The organism is Streptomyces sp. NBC_01116 (assembly GCF_041435495.1).
GTDB lineage: Bacteria > Actinomycetota > Actinomycetes > Streptomycetales > Streptomycetaceae > Streptomyces.
Genome location: NZ_CP108644.1, coordinates 8,266,907 through 8,281,617 on the forward strand (window position 1 = coordinate 8,266,907; position 14,711 = coordinate 8,281,617).

General features: G+C 70.2%; 12 protein-coding genes. 7 read left to right on the forward strand and 5 right to left on the reverse strand.

From position 1 onward, the window contains the following. Nucleotides 1-13 precede the first annotated feature (13 nt). Both lhgO and OG245_RS36035 read left to right on the forward strand, forming a co-directional pair. Entirely contained in the window at nt 14-1,261 is a 1,248-nt protein-coding gene (gene lhgO / locus OG245_RS36030; protein ID WP_371627535.1) for an L-2-hydroxyglutarate oxidase, read from the forward strand. 86 nt (nt 1,262-1,347) lie between these two features. Next, nucleotides 1,348-2,757: an MFS transporter gene (locus OG245_RS36035; RefSeq protein ID WP_371627536.1), complete on the forward strand. Its 1,410-nt coding sequence runs from the start codon at nt 1,348-1,350 to the stop codon at nt 2,755-2,757. Nucleotides 2,758-2,883: 126 nt separating this feature from the next. Here OG245_RS36035 and OG245_RS36040 read toward each other — a convergent pair whose 3' ends face one another. Together OG245_RS36040 and OG245_RS36045 are read right to left on the reverse strand one after the other, a co-directional pair. Then, the gene (locus OG245_RS36040; protein ID WP_371627537.1) at nt 2,884-3,078 is read right to left on the reverse strand and encodes a hypothetical protein; all 195 of its coding nucleotides are present in this window, start codon (nt 3,076-3,078) and stop codon (nt 2,884-2,886) included. Nucleotides 3,079-3,205: 127 nt separating this feature from the next. Continuing rightward, on the reverse strand, nt 3,206-3,613 hold the full coding sequence (locus tag OG245_RS36045; RefSeq protein WP_371627538.1) for a hypothetical protein: 408 nt from the start codon (nt 3,611-3,613) through the stop codon (nt 3,206-3,208). An 876-nt stretch (nt 3,614-4,489) separates the two neighbouring features. On the opposite strand from OG245_RS36045, the gene OG245_RS36050 reads away from it, so the two are divergent. From OG245_RS36050 to OG245_RS36065, 4 genes are all read left to right on the forward strand, one after another. Further along, entirely contained in the window at nt 4,490-5,242 is a 753-nt protein-coding gene (locus tag OG245_RS36050) for a response regulator transcription factor (RefSeq protein WP_371628085.1), read from the forward strand. A gap of 81 nt (nt 5,243-5,323) precedes the next feature. Beyond that, nucleotides 5,324-6,475 carry a non-hydrolyzing UDP-N-acetylglucosamine 2-epimerase gene (wecB, locus tag OG245_RS36055; protein WP_371627539.1) on the forward strand — a complete coding sequence of 384 codons (1,152 nt, stop codon included), beginning with the start codon at nt 5,324-5,326 and terminating at the stop codon, nt 6,473-6,475. Nucleotides 6,476-6,611: 136 nt separating this feature from the next. After that, complete coding sequence (locus OG245_RS36060; RefSeq protein ID WP_371627540.1) at nt 6,612-7,952, forward strand: glycosyltransferase; 1,341 nt, start codon at nt 6,612-6,614, stop codon at nt 7,950-7,952. A gap of 995 nt (nt 7,953-8,947) precedes the next feature. Then, nucleotides 8,948-9,115: a hypothetical protein gene (locus OG245_RS36065; RefSeq protein ID WP_371627541.1), complete on the forward strand. Its 168-nt coding sequence runs from the start codon at nt 8,948-8,950 to the stop codon at nt 9,113-9,115. A 300-nt stretch (nt 9,116-9,415) separates the two neighbouring features. On the opposite strand, the gene OG245_RS36070 is transcribed toward OG245_RS36065, so the two are convergent. The 3 genes from OG245_RS36070 to OG245_RS36080 form a co-directional block, all read right to left on the reverse strand. Then, nucleotides 9,416-9,661, reverse strand: coding sequence for a hypothetical protein (locus tag OG245_RS36070; protein ID WP_371627542.1), 246 nt, complete (start codon nt 9,659-9,661; stop codon nt 9,416-9,418). A gap of 358 nt (nt 9,662-10,019) precedes the next feature. Next, a complete protein-coding gene (locus OG245_RS36075) occupies nt 10,020-11,615 on the reverse strand; it encodes a long-chain fatty acid--CoA ligase (protein ID WP_371627543.1) in 1,596 nt (531 codons plus the stop codon). 6 nt (nt 11,616-11,621) lie between these two features. Then, on the reverse strand, nt 11,622-13,166 hold the full coding sequence (locus tag OG245_RS36080; RefSeq protein WP_371627544.1) for an AMP-binding protein: 1,545 nt from the start codon (nt 13,164-13,166) through the stop codon (nt 11,622-11,624). A 209-nt stretch (nt 13,167-13,375) separates the two neighbouring features. On the opposite strand from OG245_RS36080, the gene hemA reads away from it, so the two are divergent. Continuing rightward, nucleotides 13,376-14,620 (forward strand): 5-aminolevulinate synthase, encoded by a 1,245-nt coding sequence (gene hemA / locus OG245_RS36085; RefSeq protein WP_371627545.1) that lies wholly within the window; start codon nt 13,376-13,378, stop codon nt 14,618-14,620. Nucleotides 14,621-14,711: the final 91 nt, after the last annotated feature.

Consider the following 14,711-nt stretch of genomic DNA (forward strand, 5'->3'; position numbering starts at 1 on the left):
GAAAGGCCGCCGGATGTCACGTGCCATAGACGTCGCCGTCATCGGAGGAGGACTGCTCGGACTCGCCACGGCTCGGGCGCTGCTGCGTGCCCGGCCCGGTCTGTCCGTCACGGTCCTGGAGAAGGAGGAACGCTGGGGCGCCCACCAGTCAGGGCACAACAGCAACGTCATCCACAGCGGCCTGTACTACGCGCCCGGTTCCCTCAAGGCCCGGCTGGCCCGGGCCGGCGGCGAGGAGATGATCAGGTACTGCGAGCAGCGAGAGGTGCCCGTCAAGCGCACCGGGAAACTCGTGGTGGCCACGTCCACGGCCCAGCTCCCCGCCCTGGAGGCACTCGCGGAGCGCGGCAGGGCGAACGGCGTCACCGTACAGCGGTTGAGCCGCACCGAGTTCGCCGAGCGGGAACCGCATGTCGCCGGGGTGGCCGCGCTGGCGGTCGCCGACACCGCCATGACCGACTTCGGCCAGGTCTGCCGCGCACTGGCGGCCGAGCTGACCGAACTGGGCGCCGACCTGCGCACCCGGTCACCCGCCCTCTCGTTCGCCGAGGCCGAGGGCCGGACCGTGATCCGCACGCCCGCCGAGGAACTCCGGGCCCGGATCCTGGTCAACTGTGCGGGTCTGCACAGCGACAAGGTCGCGGCCGCGGTCGGTGACCGCCCGCCGGTACGGATCATGCCTTTCCGCGGCGAGTACGCCGAGATCAGGCCCGCCCGCCGCGGACTGGTCAACAACCCGGTGTACCCCGTGCCCGACCCCGAACTGCCCTTCCTCGGCGTGCACATCACACCCATGCTCGACGGCTCGGTCCATGTAGGGCCCAACGCCGTGCCCGCGCTGGCCCGTCAGGGCTACCGCTGGCGCGACGTGGACCCGCGCATGGTGGGCGAGCTCCTGCGGGACCCCGCCCTGCGCGGTCTCGCGCGACGTTTCTGGCGACACGGGGCCACCGAGATCAGCCGGTCCCTGATCTGGCCGCTGTTCGTCCGCGACGTCCGCCGCCTGATCCCGGAGATCGAGAGCAGGGACATGCGGCGGCACGGAAGCGGTGTCCGCGCGCAAGCGGTCACGTCGGACGGGCGACTGGTCGACGACTTCGTCATCAGCCGCACCCCGCGCGCCGTCCACGTGCTCAACGCTCCGTCGCCCGCGGCCACATCGAGCCTCCCCATCGGCAGCCGGATTGCGGCCGACGTCTTCGAGCAGCTCGGCCACGAGGAGTCGGCCAGGGCCGCACGTGAAGAGTCCGCCGTGGCCTGATCGTTCCCGGCCTCGCGCCTTCCCGCCTTCCCCACCTCTCCCTCCCCCTACTTCCCCTCTCCTTCAACGGTGATCGAGGACAGCCCATGGCGAACGCCCCGCACACAGACGCGCAGGATCCCGGACCATCCGCCGCCGCCACCGCCCGCCGCCGCGTGGCCACCGCCACCATCGTGGGCTCCGCGCTGGAGTGGTACGACTTCTATCTCTACGCCTCCATGGCCGCCCTGGTCTTCGGCAAGATCTTCTTCCCGCAGACCGACGGCGCAACCGGCACGATGGCGGCCTTCGCGACCTTCGCGGCCGGATTCCTGGCCCGCCCGCTGGGCGGCATCCTGTTCGGACACCTCGCGGACCGCATCGGTCGACGCAACGTACTGATCATCACCTTCGTCCTGATGGGCGTCTCCACCGGGCTGATCGGGCTGCTGCCCACGTACGGGACCGCCGGACTCGCGGCCCCCGTCGCCCTGGTGGTCCTGCGCATCTTCCAGGGCCTCGGTGCCGGAGCCGAGTACAGCAGCGCGGCGGTCGTCGCCTACGAGCATGCCGACGAGAACCGGCGCGGCCGCCAGGGTGCCTGGCCGGCCCTGGGGCTCAACCTTGGACTGCTGATGTCGTCGCTGACTGTCACGGTGCTGACGATGCTGGACGAGGAGGTGCTGCTGTCCTGGGGCTGGCGCGTCCCGTTCGTCGCGAGCTTCGCCCTCGCCGGCGTGGGCCTGTGGGTCCGGCGCCGCGTGCCGGAGTCGCGCGACTTCCGCGACAGCCAGAAGAAGCAGGAGCGGGAGGCGGCACCGCAGATGCCGTTCGTCACGCTGCTGCGCAAGGAGCGGCGCGGTCTTCTCGTGGTCCTGGCCGTCTCGTTGGGATATAACGCCCTCAGCTACATCTTCAAGACCTTCTCGCTGGCCTATCTCTCGGACTTCCAGGACGTCTCGGCGAGCGTCGGCGCGTTCGGGATCACCCTGGCCAGTGCCGCCGCCCTCGTCACCGTGCCGATCTTCGGCTGGGCCAGCGACCGCTTCGGCAGCCGCCGGGTGCTGGCGGTCGGCGGCATCGCCTCGGCGCTCTTCGCCTTCCCGTTCTTCGTCCTGCTCGACACGGGGAACTCGATCCTGATCTGGCTGTCCCTGGTCATCGCGACGGGCTTGCTGGCGCCGGCCATGTTCGCCCCGCAGGGCTCTCTGCTCTCCCGCCAGTTCCCGCCGGACGTCCGGGTCAGTGGAGTCGGTACGGGCCGGGAGATCGGCGCCGCGCTCTCGGGCGGACTGGCCCCGCTGGCTGCCCTGGCCATCGTCGGTGCCAGCGCGACCAACGCCACCTGGGGCGTCTCCCTCGTCCTCGTCGCCGCGGGCGTTGTGGTCGTCATCGGCGCGGCCTTCGACCGAGGCGCCCGACCGGCCTCGCTTCCCGTACGGGGTGACTCCGGTGCCGACGTGACCCTGGGCCCGGCACCGGACCGTGACGACGTCCGAGCGGGTCAGGCCCGCTGAGAGCGGGGCCAAGGCGCGAGCCACCCGGGAGCGCGAGCGGCTGAACGGGGCGGCCAGGACCGTGCTCCGGTCCGGGCCGCCCCGTTCAGCCGCGCATCCACCTGATACCCGCCGCGGGGCACCCGTTCAGACCTCCAGGATGCGGGCCTTCTCGGTGGCGAGCTCCTCCTCGGTGAGCAGCGCTTGGGTCTCTAGCTCGGCGAGCTGGGCCAGCTGGGAAACCCGGTCCGTGACCCCGGAACCGGTGTCGGCGCCGGGGGAGGGGGCGCGGTTGCCAGGCCCCCTGTGGGGGCTGGGCGGCCGCCTGGCGCCGCATGTCACGACGCTCCACCCGGTTGGAGACCGCGGTCGCGGTGCCCGAGATGACCGCGGTGCGGGCGATGGTGCCCAGCAGCCCGGGCCGTCGGAATCGTTGAGGCATGACTGGCCCGTTCCTCCATCGTCTTTGTCAGCTGCCGTCGTCGAGTGAGGCGATCGCTTCGACGACTTCGTCCCGCAGAACACGTTCCATCATCACCAGCTCGCCCTCGGATTCGCGCACCGCTGCCGCCGGCCGCGCGGCCCAGGCGTTCCCGCAGGTCACGACGAGCGCGGAGGACCCGTCACCCAGGGCGTCGGACACCGTCCGCAGGTCCTCGTCGCTGAGCAGATCGAACTGGGCGTCCGTGACCTGCCGCAGCGTCTCGGCTACCCCGGGGCCGGTCAGCTCCACAACCGTGACCGAGCTGTCCGGCGCCTTCGGGACGAAGGCGAGATCGCGAATCCGCACCGACTTCTTCTGCTGCGGTTCCCGCAGCGCGGGGATGACCTGGCCGTCGAACCGATGGCCCTCGAAGGCAATTACGGCAAGGTCCACCGGGCCGAGCTCTAAAGCAGGACCGCCGAGGCGCAAGCGCCAGCACGCACACAAGCTGTCAGCCCGGGCGTTGCCCGTAGCGGACGGCGAACTGCTCCTCCACAGGTCATCTCGCTCCGGCTTCGCTCACCTGCTGCGCTCCTGCAGCCGGGCCCAAGAATGTGCCTCATTGCCGCTCCCCTCCGAGCCATGTGCCGACCGGCCTCCACCACGTGAGGCGGGCCCGCAGCCCGTGCATCCGCCTCCCGTGGTCTCCGCGCAGGTGAACCTCAGCAACCCTTCATCTGCGGGCCTGGCACACCTACGGCAGGGCCTCCCAGATCGGTTTTCCCCGCAGGCATCGTCTAGCTCCGCCCAGCTGGCGCAGGGCGCGGTAGGGCCGTAGACGGAACCATGAGCGACGACACGGTGACCTGGCATCCTGGTGAGATCGTTCCCGCCCAGCGGGATCTATGAGTGCGACTGCGGCGGGGAACATCACTGGAACACGGATGTGGAGGGGCACCGTTTCCCGCCGTTTCCGTCCGGTGGTTCGGGCCGGTTCCGGACGCTGCGGAGGGCGGCGCATTCCGAGAACAGCCTGGGCAGACGCTGGAAACTGGTACTGCTGGGGCACTGGGAAGGCCCGGCCTTGTCGCCTGGCCGGACCAGAGACCGCGTCCACGGGCAGCTTCGCACCGAGGCGCGGGGGACCTTGCGCCTTCACCCGATCGGCTGTGCCCACCTACCTGTCCCACGGGACCTCCCCGATCCTTGGAGCATGGAACGGAAGGCCCCGGAACTCCTCCGTTGTTCCGGAGCGGAAGACCGGCCGCCGGTCGCGTGGCCCGACTTCTCCAGGACCGGTCCATGCCTTCGCCGGGGTGGCGGTGCGCGATGCCCATGCTGCTGATCGTGGAGGACGACACCGCGTCGGTGCTGGCGCTGCGGGCGTTGCTCGTGCGGGGCGGGTACACGGTGCAGTCGGCGGCCGACGGCCGTGAGGGGCTGCGGCTGCTGTTCGCGGAGCGGCCCGACCTGCTGCTCCTGGATCTGCGGGTGCCCGGACTGGACGGCTGGCGGGTCATGGCGCGCGCCCGGGACATGAGCGACCTGCCGATCCTGGTGCTTTCCGGGCTCGACGACGTCGGGCACCGGGTGAAGGCGCTGCGTGCGGGCGCCGACGATTACCTGGTCAAACCGTACGACGGGGAGGAGTTGCTGGCGAGGGTCGAGGCTCTGCTGCGCCGGGCCGGGCACCGGCAGTGGACCGGTGAGCGTGTGGGGGAGCACTTGCGGCTCGTGCCGGAGCGGCGGGCCGTGGTGTGGTACGGCGGTGAGGTGCGGCTCAGTGATATCGAGTACCGGCTGCTGCAGCTCCTCGTCCGCAACCGGGGCCGGGTCGTCACGACCGAACAGTTGCTGACGCGTGTGTGGGACGACGACTCGGCGCTGGGCGCCGACCGGGTCAAGTTCGGGGTGCTGCGGCTGCGCCGGAAGCTGCGCGATGCGGGCGGTCCGGAGGCGCGAGACCCCGTCGAGGCGGTGCGGGGCCTGGGATACCGGTTTGTCAGCGGCGAGTCGGACGAACCGCCGGAGGCCGACAGTCCCCTCCCACCGGGGACGGAGGACCCGGGCCCAAAGTCCTGAAGTGGTTCGAATCGGACGAAGCAACCGTCGGGCAACCGATGGGCAACGGTTGCGACAACCGCGAACCGTAAAGCTCGGGTCATGACTTTCCCAGCAGACCGTAGCGTCGCCGTCGTCCTCGGCACCCGCCCCGAACTGGTCAAGCTCGCCGAACTCATCCGGCTGCTCGGCCCCGCCGCCCGGGTGGTCCACACCGGCCAGCACTACGACGACGACCTTTCCCGCGACTTCCTGGAAGAGCTGCGACTGCCCGGGCCCGAATATCTGACCGGCGTGGGCGGGCAGCCGAGGGCCGTGCAGGTCGCGGCCGCCCTCGCCGCGCTCGACGAGCGGTTCGCCGCCGATCCGCCCCGCGTCGTCGTCGTCCAGGGCGACACCAACGCTGCCCTCTCCGGCGCCCTCGTCGCGAACGCCCGGTCGATTCCGCTGATCCATGTCGAGGCGGGGCTGCGCAGCCACGACCGGGCGATGCCCGAGGAGCACAACCGGGTTCTCATCGACCGGCTGGCGGACGTGCTGTGCGCGGCGACCCCGCAGAACCGTGCCCTGCTGCTCGCCGAAGGGCTGGAGGAGGAGCGCATCGCGGTGACCGGCAACACGGTCGTGGAGGCGGTCCGCACCCACCTGCCGCCGCGGCAGGAACGGACGGACCTTCTCGACGGTCTGGGCCTGACGCCGGACGGCTACGTCCTGGCGACGGTCCACCGGCCGGAGAACACCGACGACCCGGCCGTGCTCGCGCGCGTTCTGCGCGAGCTGGCCCGGATCACCCGCACCCACCCGGTCGTGCTGCCCCTGCACCCGCGCACCCGGGCCCGGATCGAGGCCGCCGGACTGCGGCCGCTCCTCGACGAGCTGACGGTGATCTCCCCGACCGGTTACAGCACGTTCCTCGCGCTGGCCCGGCACGCCGCCGTCATCGTCTCCGACTCCGGCGGGATCCAGGAGGAGACGACGGTCCTCGGCCGCCCGCTGGTGGTGGTCCGACGGTCCACCGAACGCCCCGAGGCACTGATCGACTTCGCCGACCTCGTCGAACCCGGCCCCGGCACCGGTGCGGCGGTGCGCCGCCGCCTCGCCGAGGGCCCCGAAGGGCTGCGCCGGCTTGCGGCACTGCCCAGCCCGTTCGGTGACGGCACCGCCTCGCGCCGTATCGCGGATCTGATCACCGGAATGATGCCGGACAGCACCCCGCGTACGGCCGCACCCGCCCCCGAGATGGCCGACGCCTGACCAGCGGCGGGCCGCCGACGGCCCCGCCCCGTGCCCGCCCCGCTCAGGAGCAGCCGACGGTCCCGCTTCCACACGCTTGCTTGTGTGACGCCGAGCGGAAGCCGGCCGCACGCTACCGATCCCGTGGAAGGTCCACATGATCCCGGAGTTCTTTCTCTACCTGTTCCCTTTCCTGCTCCTCGGCGGCTTCCTGCTCTACTGGGCCGGCTCCCGGCACGCCTACGCCCGTAGTGGTCCCACCGAGCCGGGCGATCCCGCCGCGCACGACTGGCACTTCTTCGTTCCGTGCCGGGACGAGGAAGCCGTGATCGCGACCACGGTCACCCGCCTGCGGACCGATTTCCCGGCCTCCCACGTCTGGGTCATCGACGACGCCAGTGACGACCGCACCGGTGAGATCGTGGCGGCCCTCGCCGCCGAGGACAGCTATGTCCGGCTCGTCTCCCGCCGCCGCCCCGACGCCCGGATCGGGAAGGGGGCCGCGCTCAACGCCGCGTATGAGGCGATGAACACCCATCTGGGTGAGGTGAACCGCTCCCGGGTCGTCGTCTGCGTGGTCGACGCCGACGGTCGGCTGTCACCCGACGCAGCGGCGTACGTCAGCGGCCCGGACGGTTTCGGGGACCCGGACACGGGGGGCGTGCAGATCGGCGTACGTATGCGGAACGTGGACGACGCACGGCCGCTACCCGACCGCGGCCGGCTCGCCAACGCCTACGCGCGCCTGCTGGTCCGGATGCAGGACGCGGAGTTCGCCGTCTCCAACACCGGAATGCAGTTGCTGCGCCGCCGCACCGGATCGGTCGGCCTGGGCGGCAACGGCCAGTTCACCCGCCTTACCGCTCTCGACCGGATCGCCGCCGCTGAACGCCGGCCCTGGAAGCAGGACGCCCTCCTGGAGGACTACGAGCTCGGTATGCAGATGCGCCTGGCGGGCTACCGCGTCACCCATGTCGCCGACACCTGGGTCTCGCAGGAGGCCCTGCCGTACACCCGGCGGTTCCTGACCCAGCGCACCCGGTGGGCCCAGGGCAACATCCAGTGCGTGCGGTACACGGGCCGGATCATCGGCTCGCGCCACTACCGCGCCCGCGGTGTCCTCGAATCGCTGTACACCTTCTTCCAGCCGATCGCCCACCTCACGGTCCTCGCCCTGACCGCGTTCCTGTTGTTCGTTCTCGCCACCGGCGTCGGGGGCGCCGTGCTGTTCGCCGCCTGGCCGCTCGCGCTGGCGCTGGGGATCCTGTCGGTCGTGCCCTTCCTGCTGTGGGGCCCGGTCTACCGGCGGGAGTTCGCCCCCGAACGCTCCCGTGCCACCGGACTGGTGTGGGGCATCACCCTGTGGCTGTACGCCTACCACCTGTTCATCGTCTCGGCCCGCGGCTCCGTACGACTCCTGCGCGGCAGGACCGGCTGGGCCAAGACCCGACGCAACGCCGAGACGGTCGGAACCGGCCCCACCGCAACCGAAGCCTGACCCGGCACCGGACCCACGCCCGACCCATGAGATCCGCACGGAGGACGGTCATGACACAGGACGCCGTCCCACCCCACTGGTTGCGTCCGCCGCCTGCGGCCTGGGCACCTGCCAGGACCTGCTTGCCCGCCGACCGCAAGGCCAAGACGGCGAACCGTGAGGTCATCGGCCCTTTGCTGCCCTGCCGCCAACTCACCTCGGTGAAGTGGCCCGCGGCTGCGGCATCAACCGCGTGGAGGGAAAGAGCGCGCGGCGCCGTCCGGGAGCGAGGAAGCGTCGGCGGGCCCAGTCCTCCATAACCCGGCCCGGGCGGCTCGATTCCACGTTCGGATCGGCCAGGGTGCCACCATGACCGAGGAGGACGTCAAGGCCGGCGAAGTCGTCCTGATGGCTGGCCTCGCCGCGGTACGCCCGTCCGAGTTCATCAGCGTGACCGTAACCGGGACCGCGGGCCAGGCCTGACCGCCGAGCCGCCAAGGACGGCGGCAATGCGCGGCAGAGTGCCAGCGCCGCGCCGCCGTCGCGGTCAGAGCCGTTCGCCCTGGCGCTAGTTCAGCGCCACGGTCAGGCCAGGGTTGACCGACTGTACGGCGTCCAGGTCGGCGCGGGCCTCCTCCATCCTCCAGTTGGACGCTCAGTCCACGGAGACTCGATGACCTCGTTCCGGGGCCGGGCGAGATTCCCTCTTCCTACTGGTCGGTGTCGTGCAGGTACGCCGTGCGCACGTCACCGGCTCTTTGTTGCCGTCACGGCCGGGCGGTGCCCGCCCCTGCTTTTTTTGACCTCGGCTACGCGCAGTCCGTCGTAGCAGACGCACGGCGCGGTCAGCCTGGAGACCACGGGCCAGTGCACCGGCACCGAGCGCGACGCCGTCACCCTGTTCGACTCGATCGGCGCTGCGTCCTCGGTCGTAGCCGCGACCGGCGCCCAGCCCCGCCGGAAGGGAATACCGCAGCTCTCGGATACCGACACTCCACCAGTGCTACGGCTGGGACGTGACGCGCTGGCCTGGCTACGGCACCCTGGCGGTGATCCGTGAGCTGCGCATGATCACGACAAACGCGCGGAAGGTCCACCACGCCCCGAACAGCCTGGAAGAGGTCCAGCGGCGGGTGGACGGGCTACGCCACCACGACCCGCTTCTTGGGTGGAACATCCTCTGACGCCAGCCACACGTCTACCTTCACGGTCATCCGGCGCGCGTGCCGAGTGGTACGAACCGCCAGTAGAAGCAAGGTGCGCAGCACTTTCGCAGGTTAGCTAAACCGGTCCTTCTCCCGGTGATCGTCTGCGTCGGTCGACGGGTGCCGTGGCGGCGTAGGTCTGGGGACCAAGGCTGGGGACCAGTGTGCCGTGCACCTAGTTGCCTCGCGCTGTCGGTGTTGTCGGAGAGTATGCCGACGGCGGAGCGGCGTCCTCAGCTGGTTCAACGGGATCTGGTGTCCGACAGGGGTAGCAGTGGCTCAGCAGTTGGGGGCCTCTCGCGGATGACGGGGCAGGGACTTGTCCAGGAGACTGTCGATGGCGTAATTGTCGGGCAGATGAGGGAGTGCGCGGGCGAGGTTCGGGTGGCTCTCGGCCCGGTCCGGGGCATGCGCCGTGAACTCAAGGCTGTTGACGACGGCCCAGCGGTTGATGTCCGCGACCCGCAGCCGCGAGTCGTCCTGGGGATCACGGGAGATGACGGCGGGGGCTGCTACCAGTGGCAAAGTCAGGCGCGGGAAGTTTCGCAGTCAGATCAGCTGCAACCCGCGGGACACGTCGGACGTGCTGGTACCGCGCACTGCATTCGCACACGCCCTCGACGCCTTGATGGCCTCGCTCTCTGCCCTCGCCGGTCTCGGTACGGCCGTCGCTGACGGCCTGGACGCTCGCAGGTGCGCTCCGCTGACTGGCAGCCGACCGGGAGTCTCGTTCCCCTGCAACCGTTAGCGGCTGGCCATGCCGGCGGCCCGGGTGTGTCCGGCTGCCGGGGAAGCGTGCTGCGCCCCGGGATGACAGTGGCCCTACGAGCTGTCGCGCGCCGATGCCCGTCCCCGCGGGGAGTTCGACCGCTCGGGCTCGTGCTCAGTGAGGGCTCGGCGGGCCGTCCGGCGGCTCGTCCGGATCCGCAGCTCCCAGCCGGGCGACCAGCTCCCGTTTGAGTACCTTGCCGCTGGGGCCGAGAGGGAAGCCGTCCACGAACTCGACCCGGCGCGGGTACTTGTACGGGGCCATCCGCTCTCTGCTCCAGGCAACGATCTCGGCGCCGAGGGCCGGGCCAGGCGCCGTGCCGGGGCGGGTCCTCACCACCGCGCACACCTCCTCGCCGAGTACGGGGTGGGGGAGCCCGACGACGGCTGCCTGGGCGATCGCCGGGTGACGGGCCAGGACGTCCTCCACCTCGCGCGGGTAGACGTTGTACCCGCCGCGCAGCACCACGTCCTTCTTGCGGTCGACGACGGACAGGTAACCCTCGTAGTCCTTGACGCCGAGGTCACCCGAACGGAACCAGCCGTCAACGATGGCCGCGGCGGTCGCCTCCGGCCGGTTCAGGTAGCCGGCCATCACGTTGTGCCCCCGGATGACGATCTCCCCCGTCTCGCCGGTGGGCACCAGCTCGATCCTGCCCTCCACATCCGCTCTGGCGATCTCGACCTCGACGCCCCAGATCGGCCGGCCCACCGTGCCCGGTCTGAGCGGCCACGCCTTCTGGTTGTAGGCCACCACCGGAGACGTCTCGGTCAACCCGTACCCTTCGAGGACCGGGCAGCCGAACGCCTCTCGGAACGCGTCCAGGACCGCTACCGGCAGCGCGGAGCCGCCGGAGAACGCGCGGTCGAGCGCGGGCCTGCGCGGGTCGGCGCGGGCAGCGTCGAGGAGTGCCGTGTACATCGTCGGGACTCCCATGAACACGGTGCAGCTCTCCCGCACCATGAGATCCAGTGCCCCCGGCCCGTCGAACCGGGGCATCAGCACCAGGGTCGCCCCCGCCCGGAAGCAGGTGTTCATGCCGCAGATCTGGCCGAAGGCGTGGAACAGCGGCAGACAGCCGAGCATGACGTCGTCCGCTGTGAAGTCGAACGGCGACAGCATGGTCGTGTCGACGTTCATCACCACGTTGAGATGGGTGAGCAGGGCGCCCTTGGGCCGGCCGGTGGTGCCGGAGGTATACAGGATCACGGCGATGTCCCCGGGCTCGCGCGGCACCTGACGGTCGATCGGCGAGGTCCGCGCCGCGAGCGCGTCCAGCCGCGGCGCGCGGGCGCCCCTTCCTCCCTCGTCCGTTTCCCCCTCCATGACGGTGAGCACGGGCGTGCCGACCGCCTCCGCCGCCCTGCCGCCCTCGGTCAGGAGCGGGGCGGCGCAGATCAGCGCCGCCGCCCCGGAGTCCTTCAGGACGTACGCGATCTCGTCCGCCCGGAGCAGGGCGTGGACCGGGACCGCGATCGCGCCGAGCGCGAGTACACCGAAGTAGGCCGGCGGGAAGTGCGGTGTACTGGGCAGCAGCAGTGCCACCTTGTCGTCGGGGCCGATGCCCCGCGCGCGCAGCGCCGCCGCGTACCTCCGCGCCTCGTCCCACAGCTCGCGATAGGTGAACTTCCGGGTGCCGGACACGACCGCCGGGTGCTCCGGTCGCCGTAGCGCGGACTCGGCGAGTATGGATGCCACGGAGAGGGCCATGGGGTTTCAGCCGCTCGCTTCCACGGCCAGCCGCGCCTTGTCCGGCTTGCCGACGCCGGTGAGGGGCAGCGTGGAGCGGACGTGGATCTGCGCGGGAACGTGCTTGGGCGAGATGGCGGCCCGGATGTGTTCCGCCAGCCCCTCGGGGCCGGCCGTGCCGGTCTCGCGCAGCACCACGGCAGCGTGCAGGTGCTCGATCCGGTCCCGGTCCCGGACGCAGAAGACGGCGGCCTGCACGACATCGGGATGGGTCAGGAAGGCGTTCTCCACCGTCACCGGATGGATCTTGATGCCGTTGGTCTTGATCACCTCGCCGATCCGGCCGCGCAGGTGAAGGTAGCCGTCACCATCGACGAATCCGAGGTCGCCGGTGTGCACCCAGCCGTCCCGTACGGTCCGGGCCGTGAGTTCGGGCTCAGCCACGTACTCGCTCATGGTGAACGCCGACTGTACGCAGACCTCGCCGATCTCGCCGAGCGGCAGGTCGCGGTGGTCGTCCGGATCGGTGATCCGGACCCAGCCGGGCATCGGCCGGCCGACCGTGACCCGCAGCCGGGGGTCGAGGTGCTCGGTGGGCGAGAGCATGCTGACGAAGCCCGCCTCGCTGGTCGCGTACACCTGGATCAGTACGTCGCCGAAGACCTTGACCGCCTCGGCCAGCCGCTCGGGGGATGCGGGCGAGCCCACGTACGTGACCATCTGGAGACTGGACAGATCGGTCGAGTCCACCTCCTGATGGTCCATGAGCAGGTACAACTGTGGAGGGGAGAGCAGCATCCGGGTGATCTTGTGCCGCTCTATGGAGCGCAGCACATCACCTGGGTCGAAGCCGTCCCGCAGGACCACCGAGCCACCGGACGCGAGTGAGTCGTCGGCCGTGGCGCCGCTGGAGTGGCTCAGCGGGAGGCAGGCCAGGTAAACCGACCGCCAGCCCATCTTGAGTCCGGCGGAGATGAAACCCTTGCGGGTCCGGAAGTCGAAGGCGATGCCCTTCGGTTCACCCGTCGTCCCGCTCGTGTAGGTCACCACCGCGGTCCGGTCGGGTCCGATCTCGATGCCGGCCGGATCCAGCGAGTCCGGGGCCCCGGCCGTCAGGTCCAGGACATCGGGGCCGAGATCGCCGAGGGCGACGAGGGCCAGCGGAGCGCCCAGCCGCTCGCACAACTCACGGCCGGTCGCGACGTTCTCCGCGTCGACGGCCAGGTACGTCGCACCGGTCTCCCGGAGGATCTTGAGCTTGGCGCCGACGGCCAGGTGGTCCGCCGGGTCGACCGCGTTGGTGGTGTGCAGATGGACCACCGTGGCCCCGACCAGATTCGCGGCGTACCGCAGGGCCAGGGTGGGGGCGGTGTTGGTGACGGTCAGGATGGCGACCACGGCCCCGCCATCGCTTCCGCCCGCGTGACGGTGCAGCGCCTGCGCGGCCGACCGGACCAAGGAGGTCAGCTCCGCCGCGGTCAGCGTCCTGTCCCGCCAGGAAAGGACCACCTTCTCCGGTTCCGCGGAGATTACCTGAAGGATCTGGCTGACATACGTTTCGTTCGACGGCATAGAAACTCCAGTGGTGCCGTGTCGAGGAATTTCCGCAGAGCCTACAACACGCAAAGCAGGTGCGCCAGGAGTGTGAATTGAAGAACTGGATGCCCGGGAGGTTTTGAATTGTCGCAGGCCGCGTCATCGAAGTGATATTCCTCTCTGAGACAATCCCCTCTACCGGTCCGGGCCCCGCATCGGCATAGCCTTCGGAGAAAAGGGTCGTCATGAACCATTACCTGGAGCTCTTCTCGCAGCATATGAAGGAAGGGGAACACTCGGAGGCGAAACGGGAGTTTCTCGAGGTCGGCCGCCTCGCCGGGAAGTTTCCGGCCGCCCGGAGTGTGCGAGACGGGATCACCTCCGAGATCAGCGTGTGGTGCAGTAACGACTACCTGGGAATGGGCCAGCACCCGCTGGTCCTGGCGGCGACCCGCGAAGCCCTCGACGAGTACGGTGCGGGCTCGGGCGGCTCGCGGAACATCGGCGGGACCAACCACTACCACGTGCTGCTGGAGAAGGAACTGGCAGACCTGCACGGTAAGGCTGACGCCCTTCTCTTCACCTCCGGGTACACCGCCAATGATGGAGCCCTCACGGTCCTTGCCGGCCGGCTGGGGAACTGCGTCGTCTTCTCCGACGAGATGAATCACGCCTCGATCATCGACGGACTCCGCCACAGTGGCGCCGAGAAGCGAATTTTCCGCCACAATGACACGGAGCATCTGGAAGAGCTGATATCCGCCACCGATCCAGATCGGCCGAAGATGATCGTCATGGAATCGGTCTACTCGATGGGGGGTGATGTCGCCCCGCTCGCCGAGATCGCCCGGATCGCCCGAGAGTACGGCGCGATGACCTTCCTCGACGAGGTCCACGCGGTCGGAATGTACGGGCCGGAGGGAGCTGGTATGGCCGCGAGCCTGGGTATCGCGGACGAATTCACCGTCATCATGGGAACACTCGCCAAGGGATTCGGTACCACCGGCGGATACATCGCGGCTCCGGCCGAGCTGGTCGACGCGGTGCGCGGTCTGTCCCGCTCCTTCATCTTCACCACCGCCCTGCCGCCGGCGGTCGTGGCGGGCGCGCTCGCCGCGGTCCGGCACCTGCGCACCTCGGGGGTGGAACGCGACCGGCTCCGCGAGAACGCGCGACTGACGCACCGGCTGCTCACGGAACACGGCATCCCCTTCGTCTCCGACGGGTCCCACATCGTCTCGATCTCCGTCGGGGACGACGCACTTGCCCAGCGGATCTCCGCCCTGCTGCTGGAACGCCATGGCATCTACGTACAGGCGATCAACGCACCGAGCGTGCGCGCGGGCCAGGAGATCCTCAGGAGCGCGCCCGGCGCCGTCCACGAGCCCGCGGAGGTCGAGGAGTTCGTCGCGGCACTGGACGGGATCTGGCGGGAGCTGGGAGTGACGCGAGCCCCGCTCCCGCACCGGTCCGCCGGAACGGACGGCTGACCCGCCCACGGAGTGCGCATGGCTGTTCCGCCGCGCCGCGGCCCGCCCGTTCCCCGCAACCGCACCGTGTCGCGGCCTGCGCTATCGGGCC

What these genes read in the sequence shown, in the direction of transcription:
- lhgO (WP_371627535.1), top strand. Translation starts at nt 14, where the DNA reads ATGTCACGTGCCATAGACGTCGCCGTCATCGGAGGAGGACTGCTCGGA.
- OG245_RS36035 (WP_371627536.1), top strand. Translation starts at nt 1,348, where the DNA reads ATGGCGAACGCCCCGCACACAGACGCGCAGGATCCCGGACCATCCGCC.
- wecB (WP_371627539.1), top strand. Translation starts at nt 5,324, where the DNA reads ATGACTTTCCCAGCAGACCGTAGCGTCGCCGTCGTCCTCGGCACCCGC.
- OG245_RS36080 (WP_371627544.1), bottom strand. Translation starts at nt 13,166, where the DNA reads ATGCCGTCGAACGAAACGTATGTCAGCCAGATCCTTCAGGTAATCTCC.
- OG245_RS36075 (WP_371627543.1), bottom strand. Translation starts at nt 11,615, where the DNA reads ATGGCCCTCTCCGTGGCATCCATACTCGCCGAGTCCGCGCTACGGCGA.
- hemA (WP_371627545.1), top strand. Translation starts at nt 13,376, where the DNA reads ATGAACCATTACCTGGAGCTCTTCTCGCAGCATATGAAGGAAGGGGAA.
- OG245_RS36060 (WP_371627540.1), top strand. Translation starts at nt 6,612, where the DNA reads ATGATCCCGGAGTTCTTTCTCTACCTGTTCCCTTTCCTGCTCCTCGGC.
- OG245_RS36050 (WP_371628085.1), top strand. Translation starts at nt 4,490, where the DNA reads ATGCCCATGCTGCTGATCGTGGAGGACGACACCGCGTCGGTGCTGGCG.